The sequence below is a fragment of the Stenotrophomonas sp. CC22-02 genome (assembly GCF_004365115.1).
Classification (GTDB): domain Bacteria; phylum Pseudomonadota; class Gammaproteobacteria; order Xanthomonadales; family Xanthomonadaceae; genus Stenotrophomonas; species Stenotrophomonas forensis.
Genome location: NZ_SOCO01000001.1, coordinates 3,156,954 through 3,173,792, shown reverse-complemented (window position 1 = coordinate 3,173,792; position 16,839 = coordinate 3,156,954). Strand labels below are relative to the sequence as shown.

The 16,839-nt window shown below is 65.8% G+C and carries 13 protein-coding genes and 1 riboswitch; of the genes, 10 read left to right on the top strand and 3 right to left on the bottom strand.

Annotated features, from left to right (window positions below; translation table 11 throughout):
- Positions 1 to 530 precede the first annotated feature (530 nt).
- Complete coding sequence (locus N440_RS14525) at positions 531 to 2,108, bottom strand: BCCT family transporter (RefSeq protein WP_133935507.1); 1,578 nt, start codon at positions 2,106 to 2,108, stop codon at positions 531 to 533.
- A gap of 246 nt (positions 2,109 to 2,354) precedes the next feature.
- A riboswitch (TPP riboswitch) is annotated at positions 2,355 to 2,456 on the top strand.
- Between the two features lie 82 nt (positions 2,457 to 2,538).
- Between N440_RS14525 and thiC the strand changes: the two genes are divergently transcribed.
- The 6 genes from thiC to N440_RS14495 all read left to right on the top strand — a co-directional run bounded on the left by thiC (position 2,539) and on the right by N440_RS14495 (position 12,062).
- Positions 2,539 to 4,383, top strand: coding sequence for a phosphomethylpyrimidine synthase ThiC (thiC, locus tag N440_RS14520; RefSeq protein WP_133935506.1), 1,845 nt, complete (start codon positions 2,539 to 2,541; stop codon positions 4,381 to 4,383).
- Positions 4,384 to 4,476: 93 nt separating this feature from the next.
- Positions 4,477 to 5,148 carry an ion channel gene (locus N440_RS14515; protein ID WP_050413344.1) on the top strand — a complete coding sequence of 224 codons (672 nt, stop codon included), beginning with the start codon at positions 4,477 to 4,479 and terminating at the stop codon, positions 5,146 to 5,148.
- A 259-nt stretch (positions 5,149 to 5,407) separates the two neighbouring features.
- On the top strand, positions 5,408 to 7,735 hold the full coding sequence (locus N440_RS14510; RefSeq protein ID WP_133935505.1) for a winged helix-turn-helix domain-containing protein: 2,328 nt from the start codon (positions 5,408 to 5,410) through the stop codon (positions 7,733 to 7,735).
- Between the two features lie 115 nt (positions 7,736 to 7,850).
- The gene (locus tag N440_RS14505; RefSeq protein ID WP_049456953.1) at positions 7,851 to 8,750 is read left to right on the top strand and encodes a helix-turn-helix transcriptional regulator; all 900 of its coding nucleotides are present in this window, start codon (positions 7,851 to 7,853) and stop codon (positions 8,748 to 8,750) included.
- Between the two features lie 49 nt (positions 8,751 to 8,799).
- Positions 8,800 to 11,682, top strand: a complete 2,883-nt coding sequence (locus tag N440_RS14500) for a TonB-dependent receptor (protein WP_243831353.1) — start codon at positions 8,800 to 8,802, stop codon at positions 11,680 to 11,682.
- A 170-nt stretch (positions 11,683 to 11,852) separates the two neighbouring features.
- Positions 11,853 to 12,062 (top strand): hypothetical protein, encoded by a 210-nt coding sequence (locus N440_RS14495; protein ID WP_010483987.1) that lies wholly within the window; start codon positions 11,853 to 11,855, stop codon positions 12,060 to 12,062.
- Between the two features lie 60 nt (positions 12,063 to 12,122).
- Here N440_RS14495 and N440_RS14490 read toward each other — a convergent pair whose 3' ends face one another.
- Together N440_RS14490 and ppa are read right to left on the bottom strand one after the other, a co-directional pair.
- Entirely contained in the window at positions 12,123 to 13,244 is a 1,122-nt protein-coding gene (locus N440_RS14490; RefSeq protein WP_006467784.1) for an HDOD domain-containing protein, read from the bottom strand.
- Positions 13,245 to 13,395: 151 nt separating this feature from the next.
- Positions 13,396 to 13,932, bottom strand: a complete 537-nt coding sequence (gene ppa / locus N440_RS14485) for an inorganic diphosphatase (protein WP_005410935.1) — start codon at positions 13,930 to 13,932, stop codon at positions 13,396 to 13,398.
- A gap of 184 nt (positions 13,933 to 14,116) precedes the next feature.
- Between ppa and N440_RS14480 the strand changes: the two genes are divergently transcribed.
- From N440_RS14480 to N440_RS14465, 4 genes are all read left to right on the top strand, one after another.
- Positions 14,117 to 14,608, top strand: a complete 492-nt coding sequence (locus N440_RS14480; protein ID WP_133935504.1) for a hypothetical protein — start codon at positions 14,117 to 14,119, stop codon at positions 14,606 to 14,608.
- Complete coding sequence (locus tag N440_RS14475) at positions 14,608 to 15,084, top strand: hypothetical protein (RefSeq protein WP_133935503.1); 477 nt, start codon at positions 14,608 to 14,610, stop codon at positions 15,082 to 15,084. The genes N440_RS14480 and N440_RS14475 overlap by 1 nt, the downstream gene beginning before the upstream one ends.
- 86 nt (positions 15,085 to 15,170) lie before the next feature.
- The gene (locus N440_RS14470; protein ID WP_133935502.1) at positions 15,171 to 15,671 is read left to right on the top strand and encodes an RNA polymerase sigma factor; all 501 of its coding nucleotides are present in this window, start codon (positions 15,171 to 15,173) and stop codon (positions 15,669 to 15,671) included.
- A 104-nt stretch (positions 15,672 to 15,775) separates the two neighbouring features.
- Positions 15,776 to 16,708 carry a FecR domain-containing protein gene (locus N440_RS14465; protein WP_133935501.1) on the top strand — a complete coding sequence of 311 codons (933 nt, stop codon included), beginning with the start codon at positions 15,776 to 15,778 and terminating at the stop codon, positions 16,706 to 16,708.
- The last annotated feature ends 131 nt before the right edge of the window (positions 16,709 to 16,839 follow it).

The window sequence follows — 16,839 nt, the reverse complement described above, 5'->3', positions numbered from 1 at the left end:
TCCGTCCCTGGAGGCTTGGCAGCCGCATCCATGCGGCTGACACCCCCGCCCAGCTCACCCGCCCGGCCTCTGACAGTTTCCCTGGCCATCACCGCAGGAAAAGAAAAAAGAAGAGCAAGAGCAAGAGCAACAGCCGCGCGCTTTGGGTTGGGGTCGGAGCCGTTTTCCGCAGGAAAACGGCTCCGACCCCTTCTTGTTTTCCAATACACATCTTCCACGCAAAGCGTGGAAAACCAACCGTCACACGGAAACTGTCGAGGGTGGGGCGGTGTGGGTGTGCAGGACCGTTGGCGCCATGGATGGCGCCATCGAGCCCCCAGGGGTGAGGGCGCTTTGCTTGCGAAGCACTGCTTCGCAAGCGCCCGAACGCACAGCCGCCAGCGGCTGGGCCGGACCGCGGAGCGGGGTTTACGGCGTGTCCTGCCCACCCACACCGCCCCGCCAAACCAGCAGTAATCCAGAGCCGCTTTTGAATTTGACCTGGGCCGTTGCTGGAAAAAAGCGGTGCAGCCGCAGGCTGCAAAACACCCTCAATCCGAATCCTGCGCGCGTGCCGCCTCCGCCTGCGTCTCTTCCTGCGCCGCCATCTCGCGGGCGATCCACGCATCGATCATGTGCCGCTGGCGCTGCGCCTGCCGCCGCTCGCGCGTGTACTCCTGGTCCAGCACCCGGTACAGCGACACCATCACCAGCACCATCAGCAGCGCGAATGGCAACGCTGCGATCGTGATCATGCCCTGCAGCGCATCCAGGCCGCCCGCCAGCAGCAGTGCCGCTGCGATCAATGCCACCGCGATGCCCCAGGCCAGCTTGCGCTTCAACGGCGGATCGCCCGCTTCATCGGTGGACATGCTGGCCAGCACCAGCACCGCCGAATCGGCCGATGTCACGAAGAAGATCATCAGCAGCACCAGCGCGATGCAGGAAAGCAGCAAGGGCAGCGGCATGCTGTCAAACAGGGTGAACAGCACCGTTTCATAGCCGTTGCCCAGTGCCTGTACCAGATCGGCATGGCCGAAGATCTGCGCCCACAGCGCGGTGCCGCCAAACACCGCGAACCAGAAGAAGCCCAGCACGGTCGGTGCCAGCACCACACCGATGACGAACTCGCGGACACTGCGCCCGCGCGAGATGCGCGCGATGAACGAGCCGACGAACGGGGCCCAGGAAATCCACCACGCCCAGTAGAAGATGGTCCAGTCCGCTACCCATGTGCTGCCGGAGAACGGCGACATGCGCAGGCTCATGGTCACCAGCTGGTTGAGGTACGAGCCCAGGGTGGTGGTGAACGTATCGAAGATGAATCCGGTCGGGCCCAGCACCAGCACGGTGGCCGCCAGCAGCGCGGCCAGCGCAAGGTTGAAGTTGGACAGCCACTTCACTCCGCGCTCCACGCCACTGGCGGTGGACGCCATGTACAGCACGAACGCGATGGCGATGATGGTCAGCTGCAGGGGCACGCCCGCATGCAGGCCGAACACGCGCTCCATGCCGGCAGCGATCTGGATGGTGCCGAAGCCCAGCGTGGTGGCCACGCCAATCGCGGTGGCAACGACCGCTGCAATGTTGACCACGCGTCCGATCCAGCCGCGATGGTGGCGGCCGATGATCGGCTGCAGCATGTCGCTGACCAGGCCGCGGCCGTTGCGGTTGAACTGGAACCAGGCCATCGCCAGGCCGATCAGCGCGTAAATTGCCCAGGGGTGCAGGCCCCAATGGAAGAACGCATAGCGCATCGAAGCCCGCGCCGCGTCCATGCTCTGCGGGGCCAGGCCTTCCGGTGGCTTGGTGAAGTGGGAAATCGGCTCGGCGGCGCCCCAGAACACCAGGCCGATGCCCATGCCTGCGGCGAACAGCATCGACATCCAGCTGGCGCGCGAGAATTCCGGTTCGGCATCTTCACCGCCGATGCGCAGGTTGCCGAAACGACCGAAGGCCAGGTACATCAGGAAGGTCAGCGCCAGGAACACGACCAGAAGATAGAGCCAACCGACACTGCGGATGACATCGGCGAGTACCGACTGGACGACGGTATTGAACGGGCCGGGCGCGAAGCCAGCCAGCAGCACCAGGACGAGAACCAGTGCGATGGAAACGCGAAACACCATGAAGGAGCTTCTCCGATCAAGGGATTGAGGGGAGCGAGCAGAGCTTGCAGCGAGGGGCCGGCGGCGTGCAGTGCGAACCGGGCAGGGGCCGCGTCGGCGGCGAAGGAAGCATCGGTCGCTGGAGCGCGACGGACGTGCACGTTACTGAACGCGATGTCACGGTTCTGTTAATACAGAAACAACGGATCCACGCGATGCGCGGCTGCAACGGCCATGAGCTGCAGTGCTTTCTATGCTCTAATGCGCAGCAAGAAGCGGGGGTACCGCGGCCAAACGGCCACGGTTGAGACAGTCCCTTGGAACCTGATCCGGCTCATACCGGCGTAGGGAAGCTTTGCAATGCTGCCATGCCCGGACTCCGCCCAGGGACCGTCCGTGCGTGGCGGCAGTGCGCCGCCGCTTCGTCCCTGACCTTCCTGGACGATGCCCGATGAACGCACAGCTCTCTGCCCTGCAGCAACAGGCCCAGCAACTCTCCGAATCCGTGACCCGGCCCATTCCCGGCTCGCGCAAGGTCCACGTGCCCGGCTCGCGCCCGGACCTGCAGGTGCCGATGCGCGAGATCGCGCTGACCCGCACGCCGACGCTGTTCGGCGGCGAAGAGAATGCACCGGTCACGGTCTACGACACGTCGGGCCCGTATACCGATCCGGAAGTGCGCATCGATCTGTCCGCTGGCTTGCCAGCGCTGCGTCGCGGCTGGGTGGAAGAGCGCGGCGACACCGAGCAGCTCGAAGGCCTGAGTTCTTCATTCGGTCGCGATCGCGAGCATGACCCGAAGCTCGACGCGGTGCGCTTCCCCGCACGCAGCCTGCCGCGCCGTGCACGCGCCGGCGCCAACGTCACCCAGATGCATTACGCACGCCGCGGCATCATCACGCCGGAAATGGAATTCGTCGCCATCCGCGAGAACCAGCGGCTGGATGCGATCCGCGATGCTGGCCTGCTGCAGCAGCATCCCGGCGAGGCGTTCGGTGCGTCGATCCAGAAGATCATCACGCCGGAATTCGTGCGTGACGAGATCGCGCGCGGCCGTGCGGTGCTGCCCAACAACATCAACCATCCGGAAAGCGAGCCGATGATCATCGGCCGCAATTTCCTCACCAAGATCAATGCCAACATCGGCAACAGTGCGGTGTCCTCCGGCATCGCCGAGGAAGTGGAGAAGCTGGTGTGGGCGATCCGCTGGGGCGGCGACACGGTGATGGACCTGTCCACCGGCAAGCACATCCACGAAACCCGCGAATGGATCATCCGCAACTCGCCGGTGGCGATCGGCACCGTGCCGATCTACCAGGCGCTGGAGAAAGTCGACGGCCGCGCCGAAGCGCTGACCTGGGAGATCTTCCGCGACACGCTGATCGAGCAGGCCGAGCAGGGGGTGGACTACTTCACCATCCATGCCGGCGTGCTGCTGCGCTATGTGCCGCTCACCGCCAAGCGGGTGACCGGCATCGTCAGCCGTGGCGGATCGATCATGGCCAAGTGGTGCCTGGCGCATCACAAGGAGAACTTCCTCTACACGCATTTCGAAGAGATCTGCGAGATCATGAAGGCCTACGACGTGACCTTTTCGCTGGGCGACGGCCTGCGCCCGGGCTGCATCGCCGATGCCAACGATGCAGCGCAGTTCGGCGAACTGGAAACGCTGGGCGAGCTGACGAAGATTGCCTGGAAGCACGACGTGCAGACCATGATCGAAGGCCCCGGCCACGTGCCGATGCAGCTGATCAAGGAGAACATGGACAAGCAGCTGCGCGAGTGCGGCGAAGCGCCGTTCTATACGCTGGGGCCGCTGACCACCGACATCGCACCTGGCTACGACCACATCACCAGTGCGATCGGCGCGGCGATGATCGGCTGGTTCGGCACGGCGATGCTCTGCTACGTGACGCCGAAGGAGCATCTGGGCCTGCCCAACCGCCAGGACGTGCGCGACGGCATCATGGCCTACCGCATCGCCGCGCATGCGGCTGACCTGGCCAAGGGTCATCCGGGCGCGCAGGTGCGCGACAACGCACTGAGCAAGGCGCGCTTCGAATTCCGCTGGGAGGATCAGTTCCACCTCGGCCTGGATCCGGAGAAGGCCAAGGAGTTCCATGATGAGACCCTGCCGAAGGATGCGCACAAGCTGGCCCACTTCTGTTCGATGTGCGGCCCGCACTTCTGTTCGATGCGGATCACCCAGGACGTGCGTGACTACGCCGAAGCCGGCATGAAGGCCAAGTCGGAGGAATTCCGCGCCGCCGGTGCCGAGGTGTACCACCAAGGGTGATGCGCGAAGGGTCGTGCCGGCCAGCAGCCGGCACCACCGTTCATCACACCGCGTCCGGCTATCCTCCGCCCATCGCCCCGGGGAAAGGACGCCATGCCTGTTGCCATGACCACCCGCTGGCTGGCCATTGCCCGCCGCCATCCCTCGGCCTGGCTGCTGGGAGCACAACTGCTGGCGGTGCTGCTGTATCCCGCGCTGGATGACACCGCCGCCGGCCGCGCGGCGCTGGGCATGTTCGGGATGGCGGTGCTTGGCCTTGCCCTGTGGGTGGTGCAGCGCAGTCCGCTGGGCACCTGGCTGGCGCTGCTGCTGGCGATCCCCTCGGTGGTGTTCTCGCTGGCCGGCGCCCTGCTGGACCGCAGCGCGCTGCTGACCACGGCGCAGCTGCTGGAGAGCCTGCTGTACTTCTACACCGCCGGTGCGTTGATCGCGTACATGCTGCAGGACCACAAGGTCACCCGCGATGAGCTGTTTGCCGCCGGTGCGACCTTCACCCTGCTGGCCTGGGCGTTCGCGTTTGCGTTCGCGGTGTGCCAGCAGTGGTACCCGGGCAGTTTCCAGGGCACGGGCGGGGGGCCGCAGCGCAGTTGGATGGAATTGCTTTATCTGAGCTTCAGCTTGTTGTCCGGGGTCGGATTGAGCGATGTGGTGCCGCTGCATCCGCAGGCGCGGGCATTGGTCATGCTGGAACAGTTCGCGGGCGTCATGTATGTCGCGCTGGTGGTTTCACGGCTGGTCGGACTGACGATGCTCCGCCGCATGTGAAAATGAACGCCAGATAAAAATTTCGCGCCCGCAAGGGCGCGAATGATGATGCAGATTATGTGAATGCGTCGGCGAGAGAGAGCCTGAGTGTCGACCCCGTCATAGGCGGGGTAACCGGCTTAGGCTAATATCGGTACGCGTAATTGTTTTTGCGGTATGCGCCGATGCTTTGTGCGGAATCTGGCTTTTTGTTGTCCCTGCATGGGGACGGTATCGCTGGTGAAACCTGCCCAGGCCCGTCCCTACTGTATATCGGAAAATGAACAGCAGCGAAACACAGCCGCCCGAGGCCGACCGCATCCAGGTTGGCGAATGCGTCGTCACTTTGTCCTCGCGAGAGGTCGAAGTTTCGGGTGCGCGTCGTCCACGCCGGCTGACACCGAAGGCGCTGGGTGTGCTGCGCGTGCTGCTGCGGCAGCCCGGCCGGGTGGTCACCCGCGAGGAGCTGTTTGCCGAAGTGTGGCCTGACACGCTGCCGACCAACGACGTGTTGACCCAGGCGGTCACGCAGCTGCGCAAGGCGTTTGCCAACGACGACGACAACGGCCAGGCCTATATCGAGACCATCGCCAAGAGCGGCTACCGCCTGCTGGTACCGGTCCAGGTGCTGGAAGCGCCCGAGCCTGCGATGGAGATCGGCGAGATTGCCGATCCGCCGCTGACGCTGGCAGGCGCCGCGGGCGTGGTTCCTGTCAGCATTGCGGTGCCGGCACCGGGCCTGCGCCGGACCTGGCGCCAGGTCCGGCGCAAGGTGCTGCTGGCAGCAGGCCTGCTGATGCTGGCGGCGGTGATCGTGCTGACGATGCTGCTGCTGCGCCGGGCGCCAGTGGCGAGTTCGCCGGTGGATGCGGCTGTCGAGAACGGTGTCCGCGTGATCGGCAGCCCGCAGCGGCCCTACCGGTTGATCACCGCCACCAGTGGCTTCGAGACCTATCCAACACTCTCCCCCGATGGTTCCCAGGTTGCTTATGAAGGCGCCAACGAGGACGGCAAGGGTGGCGGAGCGATCAAGGTGCAGACCTCGGGCAATGCGCCCGCGCGCCAGTTGCTCGCTCCCCCGCTGGGCGCCAGCGATCGTTTTCCCAGCTGGTCGCCGGATGGCCGCGAGATCGCCTTTGCACGGTTCAGCGCCGAAGGCGGCTGCCAGGTGCTGATTGCCAGCGCTACCGGTGGCGCGCTGCGCCAGGCAACGCGCTGTGACGGCACCGAACTGCTCAGTTTCGACTGGACCCCTGACGGCCGTGGGCTGGTATTCGGCAGCATGGTCGGGCGGTATGCGCACCGCGGCATCCGTGTGCTCGACCTGGCCAGTGGTCAGTGGAATGCGGTGGATTACAGTGTCGATACAGACGACTTCGACTATGCGCCGCGCTACTCGCCGGATGGCAAGTGGCTGGTGTTCGTGCGCAACCCGCAGATGGGCGATCTGTGGCGGATGCCGGCCAGCGGCGGCGTCCCGGAGCAACTGACCAACGAAGCGGCCGAGCAGCGGGGCTGGGCGTGGGTCGATGATGGCCGCACCATCGTGTTCGGGCGGCGTGTCGACAGCGAAGTGCGCCTGTACTACCTCGATGTTGAACGCCGCACGCTGCGTGATGCCGGCCTGGACGATGCGCAGTGGCCTGCGGTGTCGCGGCATGGCGGGGTGCTGGCGTTCGTTCACCGGCGTGCGCAGTTCGGTGTGTTCAAGGTGCCGACCGAGGGCGGCAGTGCGCAGCGCCTGTTCGCTTCCAGTGGCCGCGATGGCCAGCCCATGGCGGCGCCTGACGGCCGGCAGCTGGTCTTCACCTCTGATCGTTCGGGCAGTTTCGCCCTGTGGTGGGCCGACATGCAGCGGCCGGACTCGTTGCGGCCGATCGAGGGCCTGCGGCCAGAGGGGCGGCAGGCGCCGGACTGGGCCGCCGACAGCCGCCACCTGCTGGTGGTGGGGCGCGATGAACACGGGCGCACGGTGATCTACGAGATCTCACCGCGAGATGAGCGCCTGCAGGCGTTGCCGGTGCCGGCGGAGCAGCCGCTGCAGGCCCTGTACGGTGCAACCGAGGACCAGCTGCTGGTGGTTGAACGCGATGCGGACCAGCGTACCCGGTTGAGCCTGTTCGATCGCAGTACGCAGCCCTGGCGCCGGCTGGCCAGCATCGACGGGGTATCGCAGGCCCGTTTCGATCGTGGCAGCGGGCGGGTGCTGTTCACGCGCCTGGCGGCTGGCGGGCTGTGGTCGGTCGATCCGGCACTGTCGTCGGCCAGCGTGCGCCAGATCAGCGAGGACCGGCCGAGCCGCTGGCGCTATCGCACCTGGACGGTCGCCGGCAGTGGCGCTATCGGCTACCTGGGAACCTCCACCCGGTGTGGCACGACCCTGGTCCGCATCGAGGCCGGTGTCGAGGCCCCGGAGCGTTGCCTGGATGCGCAACGGCTCAGCGCGGGCAACGGGATCAGTGCCAGCGCCGATGGTCGTGATCTGTACGTGGCCCTGGCGGTGAGCGATGGCGCCGACATCGGCGTCATGCAGCTGCCTCGGCCGGCGCCGACCTTGTTCCCGGCGTTCTCCAGGCTTTTGATTTTCAAGAAGAATTTCTCTTCGTAATTTTTTCGTGCCGTTCTCGCCACGAATTCGTGGCGATCTCGGCAGACTTTCCTGACGTGCTGCCGCCTGATTGGGCAAAACGGAGGCCTGTACTAGGCAAATCCGTGGTGCCCGCATGCGTCAACTCTCACTGGCCGATCGCGGCCAAACCGTCTCTCTCGACAAGTCCCTCGATGAAGGCACGCCCACCTGCCTCGGCGTCGCCCGGCTGGGCAGCCTGCAGACGGCGGGAAGCAGCTTCACGGTGTGGATGCAGGTGCGTGGCAGTTCCTGGGTCGAAGCCAAGGAAGGGCGCTTCCGGCTCCGCCAAGGCGAGTGGATCGCATTCGAGAAGGAGTCCCGGCCGCTGGTGCAGGCGGGCCGCAACGGGTTGTGCGTGGGCCTGAACCTGAACGTTGAGGCGCTGCGGGTACTGACCGAGATGGCCGATTGTGGCCTGTATGCCGGTCGTGGCCGCCTGAACCGCAGCGACGCTCGGGTGGGCCTGCGGCTGTGGCGCGATGCGCTGGCCAGTGGCCAGCCGGCCCATGCGCTCAGGCCGCTGCTGCTGCATCTGGCGAGCCTGCAACGTGGCTTGGCCGAGAACGTGCAGCGCTGCCCGGGACGCTCGCGCAGCCGCAAGCGCCAGGTGTTCGGGCGCATGCAACGCGCAAGGCTCTACCTGGAAGGCAACAGCCATCGCGTGGTGCGGATCGGTGAGCTGGCCGAGCTGACCAACTTCTCCAGCTGGTATCTCTCCAAGACCTTCCAGAGCCTCTACGAAGAGAGTCCTCAGTCGCTTTCGGCACGATTGCGCCTGGAACGGGCCGCCGATCTGCTGCGTGACACCGACATGATGGTGGGTGAGGTCGCCGCAGCGAGTGGATTCGACAACTGCTGCAGCTTCGCCCGCGCCTTCCGCGCCCGCTATGGCCAATCCGCATCGCGCTTCCGCGAAAACGGCGGGGTTCTGCCGCCACATTCTGCAAAGTCTCTGGTTGGGTCGCGCAAATACAGCGTCGCAACGCAATCGTAACGTGCTGGGGTGTTTTAACACGCTGCTAACACGTACCTTGGAGAGATTGATGAACGTTTGTAATCCCGCAGTGCGGCTCGGCCTGCTGCCCGCCGGCATCGCGCTGGCGCTGGCGCCGGCCTTTGCTTCCGCCCAGGAAGCGAAGGCCACGACCGACCTGGACCGCATTTCGGTCACCGGCTCGCGCATCCGCCAGGCGAGCATGGAAACCGCGCAGCCCGTGATCGCGCTGCAGCGCGCCGACATCGAGAAGCAGGGCTTCACCAGCGTCGGCGATATCGTGCAGAACCTGTCGGCGACCGGTTCGCCGGCCATCAGCCGTGCCGACGCCCTGACCTCGGGCGAAGAAGTGGGCGGCCAGTACGTCGACCTGCGCGGCCTGGGCCCGGAGCGCACCCTCGTGCTGCTGGACGGCAAGCGCATGGGCGTCAGCACCGGCGGCTACACCGATCTGGCTGCCATCCCGACCTCGGTGGTCGAGCGCATTGAAGTGCTGACCGACGGCGCCTCGGCGATCTACGGCTCCGATGCCATCGCCGGCGTGATCAACATCATCACCCGCAAGAACTTCGACGGCCTGGAAGCCAGCGTCTACGGCGGCCAGTACGGCCAGGGCGACGGCGAGAAGCAGGTCTACAACTTCGTCTACGGCCAGACCGGTGAGCGCGGTTCGATCACCTTCGGTGCCGAGTACAGCAAGGAAGATCCGGTCTGGGCGAAGGATCGTTCCTTCAGCCGCTACCCGAACGGTCGCTTCCACCCGAACCCGACCGATACGGATGCCAACGGCTGGTCGCCGGCGTCCAACCACGGCGTGCTGATTGATGACATGGGCACCCCGAAGGACGCGAACGACGACGTCTGGTACACCCGTGGCAACAACGGCTCGGGCAACACCATGGCCGATTTCCGCGAATTCGGCACGGCTGACTACACCAATGCCAGCCAGGAAATGTGGCTGCAGAACAAGCTGACCCGTCGTTCGGTGTTCGCCAATGGCAACTACGACCTGACCGACAACATCCGCGCCACCGCGAACGTGCTGTACACCAAGCGTACGGCCACCCAGCAGATCGCCGGCTACCCGTACCAGTCCGAGGTCTACGGCACCCCGCTGTCGGCCGACAGCATCTACAACCCGCTGGGCAAGGACGCGGAATTCATCCGTCGTACCTCCGAAGTGCCGCGTCAGACCGAATCCGAGCAGGAGACCTTCCGCTTCTCGGCCGGCCTGGAAGGTTCGTTCGAGTTCGGCGACAAGTTCTGGGACTGGGACGTGGGTTACGTCTACAACCAGAACAAGGGCGTGAAGACCGGCACCGGCAACCTGTTCATCCCGAACGTGCAGAATGCGGTCGGCCCGTCCTTCATGGACGGCGACGTTGCCCGTTGCGGCACCCCGGGCCACGTCATCGCCGGCTGCACCCCGTGGAACCCGCTGGCACCGTACGGCTCGACCGGCAACGGCTCGCTGGCCGATCCGGCCCTGCAGGCCTACCTGTACCTGCCGAGCCACGATACCTACACCAACACCACCAAGGCCTACAGCGCCAACATCGGTGGCTCGCTGTTCTCGCTGCCGGCCGGTGAGCTGGCCATCGCGGCCGGTTACGAGCACCGCGAAGAAAGCGGCGAGTACAACCCGGATGCGCTGCTGCAGTCGGGCCTGAGCACCGACCTGGCCGGCAAGCCGACCAAGGGCAGCTACAAGCTCGACGAGTTCTACGTCGAACTGAACGTGCCGGTGCTGGCCGACATGCCGTTCGCCAAGGAGCTGTCGCTCGACATGGCCGGCCGCTACTCGGACTACAACACCTTCGGTGACACCATCAACAGCAAGTTCGGCCTGAAGTGGAAGCCGATCGACGACCTGCTGGTGCGTGCGACCTACTCGACCGGCTTCCGCGCCCCGAGCATCTCCAACATGTACGGTGGCACGTCGCAGACCTTCGACGCCTACACCGATCCGTGCGACAGCAGCTTCGGCTCGGCCGCGCGCAACCCGTCGGTTGCCGCAGCCTGCCAGGCGGGCGGCGTTCCGGCCAACTTCCGCCAGATCACCTCCGGCGGTGCGCAGTCGACCGGCCCGGGCACCCAGTCCTACAGCGCCTTCGAGTCGGGCTCCAACCCGGAACTGAAGCCGGAAACCTCCAAGACCTGGACCGCAGGCCTGGTGTACAGCCCGAACTTCGTGCAGGGCCTGGACGTCAGCCTGGACTGGTGGAAGATCCGCATCAACAACGTGATCGCCGCCGAGTCGGTGACCTCGATCCTCAACCAGTGCTACGTGCTGGGCGTGGCGTCGGCGTGTGAGCGTTTCGAACGCGGCACCGACGGCCGCACCGTCAACCAGGTGGTCGACGTCACCCGTACCCTGATCAACGGTGGTTACCAGGAAACCGCAGGTTACGACCTGGGCGTCAAGTACCGCCTGCCGGAGTTCTCCTTCGGCAAGTTCGTCATCGACTGGAAGACCACCTACGTCGATTACCTCGAGTACAAGCGTGACAACGAGGCCGAAACCCCGGTCGAGCAGCACACCAGCTGGGCGACCGGCGATTGGGGTGCCAACTTCCGCGTCCGTTCGAACCTCAATGTCGACTGGACCCTGGGCAACCTGGGCGTGAACTGGGGCGTGCGTTACTACTCGGGCATGAAGGAGCCGTGCTCCTACGATACCGAGTGCAACCTGCCTGACTTCACCTCGGCCTATACCCTGGGCCAGCCGAGCCGCAAGGTCGGTTCGAACACCTTCCACGACGTGCAGGTGCGTTACAACCTGCCGTGGCAGGCCACTGTCTCGCTCGGTGCCAACAACGTGTTCAACCACGAAGGCCCGGTCATGTACAGCCAGCCGAACTCGAGCTTCTCCTACTACGGTGGCTTCGATATCGGTCGTTTCTACTACATGAAGTACACCCAGCGCTTCTGATCGATCGAAGTGCGACAGCAGTAATGGGAGGGCGGGCCGCAAGGCCCGCCCTCTTTATTTGTAGGGGAATTCCGAAACATGTTGGAAGGTGAGCGAAATCACGTTCCTGCCGTGTCGTAATCAACACAGTTGACGGGTCCACTTGCGGACACTTGCACATGGAGAGAGCGATGAAGAGCACGCTGTTGCACAAACTGTCTGCTGCTGCACTGATCTATGCAACATTGGTGGGTGCGGTGTTCGCCCAGACCGGTGGCGTCTGTGGGGGCGGGCTGTATTGCGAGGAGCTTCGCCAGGAATGCCTGGCTGCGGGCAAGTCGAAGGTGTTGTGCGATCTGCAATATCGTCACTGCGTGCAGGATGCCTGCGGCGCGCGCTGATGCAGGAAAGGGCGCGCCGTCAGGCGCGCCCCTTGAGTTCGCTGGGATGCAGTGGTGGGTTCAGGCGTCGCTGGGAACCAGCCCCATCAACGCATTGGCATGCTCGCGCCATAGCGGCAGCTTGTTGAGCACGCCCGCGCGCTGCAGATAGTCCTCGTCCACCGGATCGCCGTTGACCAGGGCCAGTGCAACATGCACCGCACCGGTCACCCAGAAGCTGCGCGTATTGGCGCGCTGCGGCTGCAGGTGGAAGGCCACTGCTTCAATGATCGGCATCGGCAGGCCCCACAGGCCCAGCAGATAGGCGCCCGCCTCGGCGTGGCCGGGACGCGTATCTCCCGCCAGCGATGGCTCGGAACGTTCATTGCGCACACCGGGCAGCAGCAGGCCGATGTCGGCCAGCAGCGCGGCGGTCGCGCCCAGTTCGGCGCTGGATTCGGGCAGCAGGCGTGCGGCCAGCCGCGAGGCAAGCAGCGCGCGCTGCTGCAGCGAATTGCGTTCGGCGGTCGACAGCGTCGGTGCCGAGAACACTTCGCTGGCCAGCACCAGGTCGCGCAGCGTGGCCAGGCCCAGCCGGGTCACCGCGGTGCGCAGGTCGGAGATGGTGCGGCCCTGGCTGAAGAACGCCGAGTTCGACAACTGCAGTACCTTGGCGGCGATGGCCGGATCGGCGGCGACCAGCTTGGCGACGTCAGCGCTGTCGGCATCGTCGTCGTGCTCCAGCGCCTGGGTCAGGCTCAGGTACAGGTGCGGCGGTGATGGCAGCTTCTCGATGCGGCCGATGGCATCGCGCAGGCGCGGGCTGTCCAGCACCTCGCGCAGCTCTTCCAGGCTGGTCAGCGCCTCCAGCAGCACTTCCGGCGCCAGCGGCAACGGCAGGAAGCGATGGGCAACGCCGATCAGGCGTGCCGGCGGCGGCCGGTTGCCATGCAGGGCATCCACCAGCGCGATGCGGATGGTTTCCGGGCGCAGGGTCCGGATCTGGCCCAGCAGCGTGGTGGCATTGAGGTCCGGCAGTTGCGGGCAGACGATCACCGCATCCACGCCCTGCGTGGCCACCGCGGTCATCGCGGTCTGGCCATCGGCGGCGGTCAACGGCTGCCAGTCTTCCCCAAGATCGGCAATGAATTCGGTCAGCTCGGCCGGCAGGCTGGCTGCATCCCCAACAAGCAGAATACGCACGACACATTCCCCTGGCTGTCTCGACGATGGATGTCGACGACGTGTGAAGTGACGCAATTTACCTAATACGACAGCAAGAGTGATGTGCCGTCGTCTTGAAACGTGACCCGCATCGCTCCGGCAGGGCATGCCGGAGCGATCCGGTTCAGGCTCAGGCCTTGCTGTCGAGGTGGCGCTGGTGCGCTTCGATCAGGATCTGCTTGGCCTCGGCGGCGCCGCCCCAGCCGTCCAGCTTGACCCACTTGCCCTTTTCCAGGTCCTTGTAGTGCTCGAAGAAGTGGCCGATGCGCTCCAGCCAGTGGCTGGACACCTGGGCGATGTCTTCAACGTGGGCGTAGCCGCTGAAAATCTTCGAGACCGGCACGGCCAGGATCTTCTCGTCGCTGCCTGCCTCATCGCTCATCTTCAGCACGCCGACCGGACGGCAGCGCACCACCGAGCCCGGCACCAGCGGCAGCGGCAGCACCACCAGCACGTCGGCCGGGTCGCCATCACCGCACAGGGTGCTCGGCACGTAGCCGTAGTTGCACGGGTAGCGCATCGGGGTGGACAGGATGCGGTCGACGAAGATCGCGCCGGTTTCCTTGTCCACTTCGTACTTCACCGGCTCCGAGTCCTTCGGGATCTCGATGATGACGTTGATTTCTTCCGGCGGGTTCTTGCCGGGCGAGACGAGTTCCAGACCCATGGTGTGCTCCAGGTGGGGGTGTAGACGGATAGCTGACCATTTTATGCCTTTGCCGGGCGCTGTGCAGGGGAGGGCAGCCCACGGCACCGCGCGGGGCGTCCTTACGGTCCGCCCGGGGATTGGCTGATGGGGAACCCGGCGCGGGCGGCGCAGGCTGGACCTCCATCTCCAAGGAGTGCTGCCCATGTCCTGGCATGCCCGATTCACCGCCGTCGCGCTGCTGCTGGTGTCCCTGCCGGTGCAGGCCCGAGGCCTGCACGTCGATCTGATCGACTATCCGCGACCGGAGGCCAACTGGGAGCGCGCCTATGGCCTGGAGGCGGCGCTGACGAGGGAGTTCGACGCACGCTGCGCCGATACCTGGTGTGAAGGGCAGTACAGCAATTACCAGGTACTGGAGTTTCGTTGTGCCGTGCTGGCCCATCGCGGCACGGTGCAGCGATGTGCCTGGGTCATTGCCGCCAGCGAGCTGGCGGTACAGGCCGACAGTGGCGAGATTCGCGTCGACAATGGCCGTTGGGTCTGTCCGGTGGAGTTGCATCCGGGGATGCCGGTTGAGGCGTTCCATGCCGCGCTGGACGCGCCGGGTGGCCTGGTGGGGCCCCTGCCCGGGCTCGATCACGGCCTGTTCGACGTGCTGCCCGACTGCATCCGGAATGCGCGGAGGGACGGCTGATGGGCGGGTTCAAGACGCGATGGCTGGCCTGCGGGCTGTTGATGGCGGGGGCCGTGCAGGCCGGTCCGCGCTACGTGGATGCCCGTGACTACCCCGCACCGGGCGCCGGCCACGCGCGTTTCCTCGCCGCCGAGCGGCAGCTGGTGCGCGGCTTTGACGACGTCTGTGGCGATACCTTCTGCGAGGGGGAGTATTACAACCTCAGGGCGATGCGCCTGCGCTGCTCGGTGCAACAATCCACCGGCGTGGTCGCTGGCTGCATCTGGACCTTTTCGGGAAGCTCGACCTGGGTGCAGCAGACCGGGCAGATCGATGCCGATGTCGGCCGCTATGCCTGCGCGGTGCCGCTGGCTGCAGGAACCCGGCTGGACGAACTGTTGGAGGTATGGGGTATTGGATCCGGACATGACGCGCTGCATGCCTTGCTGCCTCGAACCGCTACGAGCATCTACGACGGGCTGACCGACTGCCTGTGAGAGCCGTCAGGAATGCAAACGTGACTGATTCGCATTAACGGAGTAGCATGCGCGGCGCCTCCTTGTCCGTGATACCGGCTCCGCGCATGTCCTCCAATGCCGCCACCCTCACCGAACTGCTGATCCGCGAGCGGTCGGCGCTGCTGCGCCGCGTTCAACGCATCCTGGGGAGCGACAACGGCGCCGAGGACGTGATCCAGGCGGTCTGGTTCAAGGCCCGTGGGGTTGATGACACGCAGTCCATCGACAATCCGCGCGCCTATCTGTACCGGCTGGCGGCCAACCTGGCCACCGACCACGGTCGTGAATCAACCCGCCGCAACCGCCTGCTGGCGGACCACTATCTGTGGGGCCCGGACGAGGTGATCTCGACCGAGGAGCAGGCCATGGCGCAGGACGAACTGCAGCGCGTGCTGGATGCGGCAGGCCACCTGCCGGAGCCGACGCGAACGATCTTCCGTCTCAACCGCCTGCAGGGTCTGACCCAGGCCGAGATCGCGCGCCGGCTCGGCGTGTCGGTCACCACCGTCGAGAACCATGTACGCACGGCGCTGCAACGCCTGGCCTGGGCGCGCAGCGGTCGATGACCGTCCGATCTTGGGGTTGCCCTTCGCTGGAACGTCTTGATCACTGGACCGTGGATGCGGTCTAGTTCCCCTGCCCGCGCTTGAATGCGCCTGTCCGCCAGCCGATGAGCCCGCCGAACATGCTGCCCGCCGCCAATGACGATGCCCTGGCCGAACAGGCCCGGGGCTGGATCGCGTGGCTGGCGTCGGGCGACGTCGGCGAGGCGCGGATGCACGAGTTCGAACGCTGGCTGGCCCAGCCGGAGCACCGCCGGGCCTTCGAACACGAGCGTGCGCTGTGGCGCAGCATCGGGCCGCGTCCGCAGGCCAGGCCGGTGCATCGGCCGCGGTCGCGGCGACTGCGCTGGGCGATGGCTGCGGCGGCGGCACTGGCGATGCTGGTGGCCTGGCCGGAAGCCTGGCTGCGCCTGCAGGCCGATCATCGCAGCACGCATGTCGTGCAGGACGTGCAACTGCCCGACGGCAGCCGTGCAGTACTGGATGCGGACAGCGCGATTGCCGTGCGTTTCGACGCGCATGCGCGCCAGGTCGAGCTGCTGCGCGGACGCGCCTGGTTCGACGTCACCCCTGATGCAGAGCGGCGTTTCAGTGTGCGTGCGGGCAATGGCGTGGTCGAGGACATCTCGACCGCGTTCACCGTCGCGCGCGGCGATGGCCAGGTGGAAACCCAGGTCGGGCAGGGCAGGGTGCGGGTGGCCAGCCCGGCCGACGGTGGCTGGACCTACCTGCAGGTGGGACAGCGCGCGGTCTACGGTGAGCACAGCGGCGTGGCCCGCCTGGAAGACGTGGCAGCGGACAGCGTAGGCGCGTGGCGCCAGGGTGAGCTGCTGCTGGAGCAGGCCAGTGTCGCCGACGCCGTGCAATGGGTGGGACGTTACCGTGCCGGGCCGACCTTCGTGCGCGGTGATCTTTCGCGGCTGCCGGCGGTAAGTGCAGCCTTGCGCATCGATCGCCCGGAACAGGCGCTGGATGCGCTGGCCGCGACGGCCGGTCTGCAGGTGACCCGTCTTCCCTTCGGCGTCGCCATCGTCCAGTAGATCCACGCCATGCGTGGATGCCTTCACCCTCCATCTTCCGCAAATCTCCCTTGGGGTCGTCGCGCTCCCATCCGTCTTACTCCGCGAACGTACCCGCCGCCGCCACGTACGTCGCCGTGTCCGCCTGTGTT